This is a genomic window from Paenibacillus koleovorans NBRC 103111, from assembly GCF_004000845.1.
GTDB classification, from domain to species: Bacteria; Bacillota; Bacilli; order Paenibacillales; family NBRC-103111; genus Paenibacillus_AA; species Paenibacillus_AA koleovorans.
Genome location: NZ_BIMA01000188.1, coordinates 1 through 8,688 on the forward strand (window position 1 = coordinate 1; position 8,688 = coordinate 8,688).

The window sequence follows — 8,688 nt, forward strand, 5'->3', positions numbered from 1 at the left end:
AGTAACCATCAACCCCCATCGGAAAACGCCGCTCCAATACGGATTTGGAACATATCGTCAATTCCCCACCAAGCTGTCATTTTACTACCTCCGTTTCTCGAATACAGAAAAAGCCGCCCATTGGACGACTTTGCTCTTCTGGCTTTAAGCCTGTTGGAATGCAAGTACCATTTGTACGTGTCGCCGCCTTAATCGGTGCTCAGGCTGCGATCGTCGAACATGGACGTAACTTCCTTGCCGCCGTCGATCTGGATGAACTGCCCGGTAATTTGCGTGGCCCAATCGCTCGCCAGAAACACGATCAGCGCCGCCGTGTCGTCCGTCGTCTGCATGCGCCCGAGCGGCAACGCCCTGCCTTTGTCCGCCAGCCAGTCTGCCGACTGGCCCTTGGCCGCCCGCTCCGACAGTTCGCCTTCCGTCGCTACCCAGCCGGGATTGACGCAATTGACGCGTATGCGGTGCTTGGCGAGCGAGCCCGCCATATTGCGGGTCATCGTCAGCAAGCCGCCTTTCGAGACAGAGTAGGCGAACAGCTCCGGCAAGCCGATTATCGCATGGCTCGAGCCGATGTTGACGATCGCCCCGCCGCCGCGGCGCACAAGCGCCGGCTCCGCCGCCTTGCTCGCCAGAAACGCGCCGCGCAAATTGATCGCCATGACGCGGTCCCACAGTTCGACGCTCGTATCCTGCATCATGCTGCGCGGGTACAAGCCGGCGTTGTTCACCAATATGTCGACGCCGCCGAACGTTTCCTCCGCGCGGGCGACCATCCCCTCCATGTCGGCTTCGCTCGTCACATCCGCCTGCGCGAACGCCGCTTCGTAGCCCGCTTGCCGCAGCCGTTCAGCCGCCTCTTCTCCCGCGGTCGAGCGGTCGGCGATGACGACGGCGGCTCCCGCCTCGGCCATCCGCTTCGCCGCGCCAAACCCGAGACCCGCTGCCGCTCCTGTGACGACAGCCACTTTGCCTTGCAACAACCGATCCGTAAACAAATCGCAACCCCGCCTTATGTAGATTGGACGCACCGCTTGGCGCGTGAAGTTCATTTTTGCAACAAACGCCTCACACCCCCGGCCAAGAAAGCCGGTTGGCAAATGCTGATCTTGTCTCCACTTTATTTTTATCGTCGGTTCTTGTCAATCGATTTGTCTCGTGCGGCGCAGAATAAGCACCGCTAACCGTGCAGCGGCTTATCCGCAGTCGGAATATGATGCACACCATTTCTAATCGAGTTATCAGTTCAGCATCATCCGGTACTGTATAATGTTTGCAGTTTATCTCTGTAAGCCTATCGTCAAAACAGGGACGTCCACGATATCGGACGTCCCTGTTTTACGCCTAAACCTCTATTAGATCAGTTCGGACTGTTTCAGCAGCCGCTGCACGATAGCCGCCGCCTCGGCGCGCGTCATGAACGCTTTTGGCGCGAGCTTGTCGGCGTCCCGTCCGCTCACTAGACCGGCCTTCACGCTCGTTGCCGCAGCTTTAACCGCCCAGCCAGACAACTCCCGGACATCGGTGAATCGCGCTAGTTCGCTGTCAGCGCCAACGATGTCAAGCCGCGTAACGCCCATCGCCCTAGCGATGATCGCCATCGCCTGCTCGCGGGTGATGCGCTCGTTCGGCCGGAAGTTACCGTCCTCATAGCCGTTGATCAAATCGTAGGCATTCGCCGTCGCAACAGTGCCGCTATACCAAGCGGACGCGTCCACATCGCCAAAGCGTTTGCCTGTCTGCGCCGGGATGAGCCCCAGCGCGCATACGATCATGGCGGCGAATTCAGCGCGGTTAATGTCGAGATCCGGACTAAATGCGGCTGTGCCCTGGCCGCCTTGGACAAACGCCTGAAACAGCAATTTTTGCCGCTCGGACGGGATGCCGATTCCCGAATCCTGAACGAGAACGCTGACGCGATCCGCTTGTTCAGTCGCCTTAATGGTGATTTATGAGTGCATAGTACCACAACCTGTTTTCTCATTTTTTGGACAATTGCAGAGAAGACGAGATTATGGAGACAACCCCTTGGAAGACCATTTTTCAGAATGAGTTACTGTTTATTGGATATTACGTTATCTAGAAACTGATCTGCGTCGCTATTAAATTTCCAGTTAACTCCAAATTTATCAACTAGCATTCCAAAACACGAAGACCAGGGATAATTGGATAACGGCATGATGACATAGCCGCCAAGGGACAAACCATTAAAGTATTGTTCCAATTTTTGCTTATCATCGATGACCAGACTAATCAGAATATTATTCCCTTGCACCAACTCACCTGTTGCCGCCTTCATGGAAGGCAAAATGTCCGACATCATGATCTTCCCGCCTGCGAATTCTATGGAAGACTCCATGATCATATTTAACTCATTTTCCGGCATAGGGTAGTTTGGATCTTGCGGGATATCCCCAAATCTCACTTTTTTTACTTCAGTTGCGCTTAAAGCCTCCGAATAAAATTCAATCACTTGTTCTGCATTCCCATCAAAGTTTACATATACAATAGCTGCCATAAAGCAATACCTCCTTCTTGTTATAAATGTAGTATAATTCATAAAAGGTGACAGCTGTATGTCACTGTTTTATATTGATGCAGAAAAAAAGATAGGGGAATCTATGGAAAAAGTCGAGAGATTGATCTCTATCATTATGATTTTGCTGAAAAAGGACGTCGTTTCCACCAAGGAATTCGTGCAATTATTTAACGTTTCCAAAAGAACGATTCTTCGCGATATGGAAACTTTGAGTTTATCGAACATACCGATCTATTCGGTCACTGGAGTTCGTGGCGGCTACGGCATTATGGATGAATACAAAGTTGATAAACGTCTTTTAAGCAGCTCTGACCTAGAGAATATATTGACTGCGCTCGGCGGACTGGAACAAATTCTAATTAGTGAAGAAGTTGAAATAACGATCAAAAAAATAGAAGCTATGGTTAGCCCATTGGCTCCGAAAAGTTCGATCCAACTGTCTTTTTATGATTGGGAGGGTAGGTTTGAGATTCGTCAAACCTTGAAGACATGTCAGGAAGCCATCTTAAAGCGAAGAGTAGTTTCATTTGATTATATAGATAAAAATGGCACGGCGACGAATAGAACTGTCGAGCCCTATCAGCTTCATTTTAGCGAAATGAGTTGGTATCTGAAAGGATTCTGTTTACAACGTATGGGATCTAGAACGTTCAAATTATCTCGGATCGATCATCTTGATATAAATGAACAAACGTTTAGCCCTAGAGATGATTTGTTGGAGCAAGGGCAGGAAGCAAGTTATCAACCGGAACTAGTCGCAGTCAAGGCGTTGATTTCGCCTGGCATAAAAGATCAATTTATTGAAAGGTTCGGACGAAAAAGTATTGAAAACTATAGTCCTGAATATTTAATAGCAACCATTTATGTCCCTCAAAACAGTACGGGGTTTGAATTTTTAGCAAGCTTTGGTACAAATCTAACAATTGTAGAGCCCAAAACGTATGTTGAAAACTTTCGAAATTATTTAAAAAAAATGATGGATAACTACTCCTGAAAGGCCTCGTTTCTTCCGAGTCGGTACTCGCATCGCTGGAAGCCGCCCCCATTGCGATGAGCTGTGGCTGGACGGAAGTCTCCTTATCCCTCCTAAATAGGTGTGCGGGGGAATGTACCGGATTAGAACATATGAAATTTTCAAAGTGCAAGGAGGGCACCAAAACTTTTCCCCCTACTATTCATTTCATTTTTCATGCCCACATAGGCCGTGCTAGTGTGAAAATCGGCCACGGCAGCAGTTGTCGTGGCCGACCACATTCCCGTTTATATCAATTCTGGTTAGATCAATCCCGATTGCTTAAGCAACCGCTGAATTGTTGCTGCCACTTCGGCGCGGGTCATGTAGCCCTTCGGCACAAGCGTATCTGCACTTCTGCCGGATACGATGCCCGCCTGCACGACGTCCGCAACGCCGCTTTTTGCCCACGTCGCTACATCTGCTGTATCTCTGAACGAATGAAGCGTCTCTTCCGCCGATTGTGCGGCCATCTTGTCTCGCAGTCCGGTTAGCTTCATCGCCTTGGCGATAATCGTCATCGCCTGTTCTCTCGTGATCTTGTCATTCGGGCGGAATGTCCCGTCGTTAAACCCGTCGATTAGTCCGTAGGCATTTGCTGTCTGGATTGCGCTGCTGTACCAATCTGTCCCCTTCACGTCTGAAAAGGAGGTTGAATTATTTTCCAGTTTAAGCCCTATCGGCATCCACTGCCACGGAGTGGAGCTTATACCGCTCATTAAGCGAGACAAGGGCCGTCTTCAGTCCGTGAAACTTCAGCGTTTTTCGGAGCTGATACACGGCCGTATTCAGGAATACATTCGTTTGGCGGTTCGTCAAGCCGTCAAACAGATCCTCCAATATTTGATCCCTCGCGGCACCTTTGTGGCGATGCATCAGAAGATAGGCAAACAGTTCGGCGCTTTTACCGGAAATCCATTTGACATCGCCATGCCGGCTGTGCGCAGTCATGCCGCCCAGACCGTTCACCGTCAATCTGTTCGCCGCGTCTTCTTCGGATGTTGCTGAGATCCCCCTCTCCCCGGCAACCCGTTCGATCGTTTGCGTGAGCCGTTCGAGGATGACCGGCTTGACAATATCATCGACTGCGCCGAGCTCAAAAGCATCGAGCGCATACTCTTTATGCGACGTGACGAACACAATCTTCAGATTCCGGCGAATCGCCTGCATTTGCTTGGCCAGCCCGATGCCGTCTTCCCCGGCCATCTGAATGTCGACAAAAGCAATATCCACCGCTTCCGACCGCACCCAATCGAGCGCATCCGCGCCATTCAGGAAGCTTCCCGAAATCGTCACGCCTTCAATTTGGGACAACAGCCGCCTCAGAATAATTAACATGGCCTTCTCGTCGTCTATCAGCATCACTCTCATACTCTCACCCTAACTTACAGCTTCGCATCGGTCAACGAATTACGAAATAACGCGAGGCAATGAAAAATAAAAGACGCTTCCTTCACATGGGGCGCTGTTCACCCCAATTTCTCCACCGCTTCTTTGCACAAGCTCCTTGCACACGAGCAGACCGATTCCGGTTCCACGCACCCTTCGGTTCCAGGGGATGACCCTAACGGAACGCCGCCGAATAATAATCTCATTCTTTCCGGCCCGATCCCGATCCCATTGTCTCTGACCGTAACAACAACCATTTCATCCTGTTCTTCTGCATCGACGCAAACAAGGCCGCCGGGCTTTGTATACTTGATAGCGTTAGTAAGCAAATTCCGCAAGATCAAGCTGACCGCCTCCCTGTCCGCACACACTTGAATGCCGTCCCGAACCTTATTGTGGATACGAACTTGCTTGGCTTCGCTCTTGCTTTCCAACAGCTTGGCGGCTTCCTTCACAACAGACGACAGGACCCCTACCCGCCAAATCGGCCGAGCTTCCGGCCCACCCTGCAAACAACCGGCGAGCGGATGCGTTGCTGTCGATCACCGCGCCTTTGTCATCTGCCACGAGAACACCGTCTAGTATCATTTCCACGATTATATCCTTTGCGATGGGAACGGTTGACAACAGCTTATACTTGAAAACCGCCAAAAACATGCAGACCCCTATAATTCCATTAATGACAACAGTATACAGGCCCCATAATAATGGCGGCAGCGGATTGACCAGCCCTGCAATGACCCACATAATGGGCAGGGTTACGGATAGCCAGACCCATAACGTTTGCTTGCGTGCAAGCGGGCCGTATTTCCCGGCATAGACGCCCAAATAACAAAGTGCCATCAACAACGCCATGAAACCGATGATATTCAGGCAGACGGACAGTCCCGTACTGGAAAATGTCAACTCGCCGTCTTGCAGCATCATTTCGTAGCGGAGCAGTTGATGATACGAGTCCGTCCATAAGAGCGCCGCCCACAAGATGAAATATAGCAGTATTAGAAAGATTTTGCTCCGTTGCAGCAGCCGCTCTTGGCCGACATAATCCAGCACGAAAAACAGGAAAAACGGAATTGCGAAAATATGGGCCGATTGGTGGAGGTTAAACCAATGCAGCTTTTCCGTTAATGTCGCGCTTATCATCTCGAAAATGGACCCGCATGCATTTAAAGTTTCGAAGAGCATCACCCATGCCAAATAGCGAGCTCCGCGCTGGTGTCTGTTCGCATAGGCATAAATCCCGACAAGCGCCGTAATCGCGGCTGAAATAATTTTTACCGCCATACTAATCGTCAAATAGGTCATACCAGGAACCCATGTCGATGTTCTCCCTGCAACTAACCAGATTAATGCCCTTCTCCTGCCAAACCGACAAAAGAGCGAGCAAATCCTGCGAGGATCGGGATAGGCGAGAAAGAAACTCGACCACCACTGTATCCAGGTGTGGTAAGCTTGCGCCAAATCCATCACCACGCATTTGGGATTCAACGTCCGTAACTGCGGATGCTCGTTGGCGTACGCAAATATTTTTCCATTTATATCTTCTGTTTGCTTCGTAAAACACTGATATCTGTTTTGAGCCAAGAATGATGTCACAAATATCGCAGATGAAACGTTATACAAAGTAAATACAAGTTTGAGGGAGGGCCAAAGTTGCTAGAACAGGAAACATTACATGCCTTTGTTAGCGGAGATGAGAGGGCACTTGAAGAAGTAATAGATACGTATAGCAAGTCGCTTCTTCGATACTGTATCTCCATTTTGTGTGATGTTGAAGAAGCAAAGGATGTTTTGCAAGATACCTTTATTAAAGCATACGAAAAAAGAAGGCAATTTCAGCTAGGTACATCGATGAATGCTTGGTTGTATCGCATTGCATATACAACGGCAATCAATGCGGTAAGAAGGCGGAAACTCAGATTTAAGCTCTGGAAAGCGAGTGAAGACATAAGCCCTGCTCAAGAAAGTTACATATCTGAGCCTCTTTATAGTATATTATCGTCTTTATCTGTGGCAGACAGAGCATTGCTTTACGGCAGAGTTTTGGATGAACGGTCATACCAAGAACTGTCACACATATTAAACGTATCAGAATCAACACTTCGAAAACGATTCGAACGGCTGAGAAGCAGACTTGCCAAAGAGGTAGAGCACAGGGAAACTTATGCTAAGGAGGAGTGGGTGCAATGAATATGGAACTCATCCGAAAACAATTGGAGGAAATTACTCCCCCAGAAATGCATTTCAAGCAACATGTATTGCATCAGATTCGAATTCGCAGGCAAAATCGCAAACGACACATGCAGATCTCCGCAGCAGTCGCCCTACTAGTTATCATCATTGGTACTGCGCAATTTCAACAGATTGCAGCTGTAGCTGAAAATGTATACAGGAGCATTCAAATATCACTCCATAATAACGAAACCTTGGTTATCGACAACAATCTAGAAATGATACCGATCGAGGTGAATGGTCTCACATGGGTCGGCAAACAGCCGAACAGAATCGGATATAAGTCTTATACCGATACCAATACCAATACCGCAGAAGATGAACTTAAGATCAAGCTGTTGCACAACACAATGAGTAACGAATCTATGGCTGACTTCAGATACTTCGAAAAACGAAATATGGCAGAGCTCTTTTTGCGTTATTTTTTCATTGGAGATTTGGAAAACTTCAGTGAAACCATTTTGGAAAACGGTGATAGACAACACAGATACAGTGCAGATCGTGATACCGTCTATAAGTCTCCTGTAAATATGAAGGTTTCATTTTTCACTGGAAGAGGCGCACAATATGAGATGGACAACCTGGATACCTATAATTATGAAGAAAAATATATAAGCCCTGTGAATGGCATTACAGCTTACCTTTTAAAAGACACGTTCCAAGCCGCGTCTGAGGAGAGTAGTCTATTGATGTATGCAGCAGGAAGTATTACAGAGAAGCTTACCGTTTTTGTACATGATAATTTGTTGTATACCATTTACGGAAACATCCCATCCTCGGAGATGAAAAAAATTATCGATGCTTTTGTAATTGAAAATTAAGCGGTGACCGCCGCGGATTGACCGTGCCAAAGCTATGATACGGTGTTATCCCATTTGCAAATAGGCTATCTACCAACTTGGCCAATTCCTCCGACGATAGATCTTTGCCGTTGCGTATCCAAAGGCGAAACATAGATATTAATGTTGATATGTAAAACTCAATGATGTATGGTGCTAAGACATCATTTGTTGGAAAGTCCACAATCAATTTCTCAAAGGGAATTTCTCTTTTCAGGCGTTCCACAAAATGAACAGAACCATAGTCGCCCAAGAGGGCTTTAAAAACAGAAATTTCCTCTGCATTCTCCAAGCATTGAAGTGCATCTTGGAAAGTATGGGTAGAAAACTCTCTGCTTGCCATTTCCATGTTAATGGATTTCATAACACGCTCTTCAACGTAGTCCAACAACTCATAGATATCCGTAAAGTATTGATAAAATGTACTGCGATTATATCCGGATTGGTTAGCAATCTCTTGAATGGATATTTTTTCAATTGGTTTTTGGCTATATAAATCACAGAATACATTTATAAATGTTTGCCTTGTTTTGTCCGTAATTTCAGGTTGCTTTTTCATTATTGGCCTCCATTTTACTGTTCAATCGATTATACGACAGATATTAAAAATCTGATGGTTGATGACCGTATAGTGAATCTATACAATAACATTATACAACACGTTGTTTGATCATCAACAAGAA

Annotated in this window: 12 protein-coding genes and 1 pseudogene; 3 read left to right on the top strand and 10 right to left on the bottom strand. The window is 47.5% G+C overall.

Features of this window, described 5'->3' with window-relative positions; all coding sequences use genetic code 11:
* Positions 1-188 precede the first annotated feature (188 nt).
* The 3 genes from PKO02S_RS30930 to PKO02S_RS30945 all read right to left on the bottom strand — a co-directional run bounded on the left by PKO02S_RS30930 (position 189) and on the right by PKO02S_RS30945 (position 2,512).
* On the bottom strand, positions 189-992 hold the full coding sequence (locus PKO02S_RS30930) for an SDR family NAD(P)-dependent oxidoreductase (RefSeq protein WP_164821799.1): 804 nt from the start codon (positions 990-992) through the stop codon (positions 189-191).
* 357 nt (positions 993-1,349) lie between these two features.
* Positions 1,350-1,769 (bottom strand): S-layer homology domain-containing protein, encoded by a 420-nt coding sequence (locus PKO02S_RS30935; protein ID WP_127588966.1) that lies wholly within the window; start codon positions 1,767-1,769, stop codon positions 1,350-1,352.
* Positions 1,770-2,047: 278 nt separating this feature from the next.
* Positions 2,048-2,512: a VOC family protein gene (locus PKO02S_RS30945; protein WP_127588968.1), complete on the bottom strand. Its 465-nt coding sequence runs from the start codon at positions 2,510-2,512 to the stop codon at positions 2,048-2,050.
* Positions 2,513-2,615: 103 nt separating this feature from the next.
* Between PKO02S_RS30945 and PKO02S_RS30950 the strand changes: the two genes are divergently transcribed.
* Complete coding sequence (locus tag PKO02S_RS30950; RefSeq protein ID WP_127588985.1) at positions 2,616-3,527, top strand: helix-turn-helix transcriptional regulator; 912 nt, start codon at positions 2,616-2,618, stop codon at positions 3,525-3,527.
* A gap of 281 nt (positions 3,528-3,808) precedes the next feature.
* Here PKO02S_RS30950 and PKO02S_RS30955 read toward each other — a convergent pair whose 3' ends face one another.
* The 6 genes and pseudogenes from PKO02S_RS30955 to PKO02S_RS34050 all read right to left on the bottom strand — a co-directional run bounded on the left by PKO02S_RS30955 (position 3,809) and on the right by PKO02S_RS34050 (position 6,411).
* Positions 3,809-4,231 (bottom strand): S-layer homology domain-containing protein, encoded by a 423-nt coding sequence (locus tag PKO02S_RS30955; protein ID WP_246067656.1) that lies wholly within the window; start codon positions 4,229-4,231, stop codon positions 3,809-3,811.
* Entirely contained in the window at positions 4,215-4,916 is a 702-nt protein-coding gene (locus PKO02S_RS30960; protein WP_127588970.1) for a response regulator, read from the bottom strand. Before PKO02S_RS30960 ends, PKO02S_RS30955 begins: the two co-directional genes overlap by 17 nt.
* Positions 4,917-4,955: 39 nt before the next feature.
* Entirely contained in the window at positions 4,956-5,087 is a 132-nt protein-coding gene (locus PKO02S_RS34040; RefSeq protein ID WP_373865257.1) for an ATP-binding protein, read from the bottom strand.
* A 29-nt stretch (positions 5,088-5,116) separates the two neighbouring features.
* Positions 5,117-5,389, bottom strand: a pseudogene (locus PKO02S_RS34045) (sensor histidine kinase); the annotation flags it as partial.
* Positions 5,325-6,239, bottom strand: a complete 915-nt coding sequence (locus tag PKO02S_RS30975) for a histidine kinase N-terminal 7TM domain-containing protein (protein ID WP_127588974.1) — start codon at positions 6,237-6,239, stop codon at positions 5,325-5,327. The pseudogene PKO02S_RS34045 and the gene PKO02S_RS30975, both read right to left, overlap by 65 nt.
* Positions 6,220-6,411, bottom strand: a complete 192-nt coding sequence (locus PKO02S_RS34050) for a recombinase family protein (RefSeq protein ID WP_127588976.1) — start codon at positions 6,409-6,411, stop codon at positions 6,220-6,222. The genes PKO02S_RS30975 and PKO02S_RS34050 overlap by 20 nt, the downstream gene beginning before the upstream one ends.
* A 176-nt stretch (positions 6,412-6,587) precedes the next feature.
* Here PKO02S_RS34050 and PKO02S_RS30985 point away from each other — a divergent pair, with 176 nt between their 5' ends.
* Both PKO02S_RS30985 and PKO02S_RS30990 read left to right on the top strand, forming a co-directional pair.
* Entirely contained in the window at positions 6,588-7,124 is a 537-nt protein-coding gene (locus tag PKO02S_RS30985; protein WP_164821802.1) for an RNA polymerase sigma factor, read from the top strand.
* Positions 7,121-7,987, top strand: a complete 867-nt coding sequence (locus PKO02S_RS30990; protein ID WP_127588980.1) for a hypothetical protein — start codon at positions 7,121-7,123, stop codon at positions 7,985-7,987. Before PKO02S_RS30985 ends, PKO02S_RS30990 begins: the two co-directional genes overlap by 4 nt.
* Here the strand turns inward: PKO02S_RS30990 and PKO02S_RS30995 are convergent.
* A complete protein-coding gene (locus PKO02S_RS30995) occupies positions 7,959-8,564 on the bottom strand; it encodes a TetR/AcrR family transcriptional regulator (RefSeq protein ID WP_127588982.1) in 606 nt (201 codons plus the stop codon). The two genes, PKO02S_RS30990 and PKO02S_RS30995, sit on opposite strands and share 29 nt — an antisense overlap.
* Between the last annotated feature and the right edge of the window lie 124 nt (positions 8,565-8,688).